General features: G+C 38.1%; 1 protein-coding gene. It reads right to left on the bottom strand.

Features of this window, described 5'->3' with window-relative positions:
• Positions 1-175 precede the first annotated feature (175 nt).
• Positions 176-778: a RipA family octameric membrane protein gene (locus D908_RS01840; protein ID WP_005527320.1), complete on the bottom strand. Its 603-nt coding sequence runs from the start codon at positions 776-778 to the stop codon at positions 176-178.
• Positions 779-876 lie beyond the last annotated feature (98 nt).

The raw sequence follows: 876 nt of genomic DNA, 5'->3' as shown, positions 1-876 counted from the left end.
ATACTCATTTCACAAATGACTCCTAACTCACTCAGGCACATAACGCCCGCCTAAGGGGCTGGCAACGCACTACCACTAAACTCAAACACAACAACTTAAACCACCGCGGCTCAATGGGACTGGAAACGCCGCGCGTTGACAGTCCCTCTTGAGGCGTTTGTTATGAATACGCAGCTTACTGTTCGCTTGGTGTGAAATAAAAACCTGAGAATATTTTTTCCAGTTCCAACGTTGGCATCGCACTAAAGTCGATCGACAGAAATAACAATGAAACCCATGTAAGCAGCAAAAATAAACTAACTTTGATTGGTGCTCGACCAACAGAAAAACCACCTAAAATGCAAAAGTTCGTGAAAGAAAAACGCTTTGTTTTAGTTAGCCTTGCACGAACTATTTCATTCACATCGGAGCTACTTATTGTAAACAGTTGATGTGCTTCTCTGTCTTCTGACTTCTTAATATTTTCACACAATAAATTCTCAAAATGGTCTACACGACTTTCCCACCATTCTTGCCAATACTTTGCACCAGATGCCATATGAAGTTGGTAGTAAGAAATCATGATACCAGTAAGACAAATTATAACCTCCACATAAGGTTTACTAGCTTCAGTTTGCATAACTGCTGCTAATAGAACACCTTGGAAAAGCATAAAGAAGTTATTTCGTTGAATTAACTGATTGATTTCAAAATTTCTTGTTTCGACACTTATTTCATAAAGTGATTTCAGGGTGTGTACATTTTTCTCTGATTGAGACTCTTTGTTCTTTTTGCCCACGGATAAATCTCTATTATTAACTCATACATGTGATTGATATATCTTGCAAAGCTAGTACCAAAATAATCATGCCGTATCATATTCACGACAAGGCAATA

The organism is Vibrio mimicus CAIM 602 (genome assembly GCF_000338875.1).
Taxonomy (GTDB): domain Bacteria; phylum Pseudomonadota; class Gammaproteobacteria; order Enterobacterales; family Vibrionaceae; genus Vibrio; species Vibrio mimicus.
This window is presented reverse-complemented; position numbering and strand designations above follow the sequence as displayed.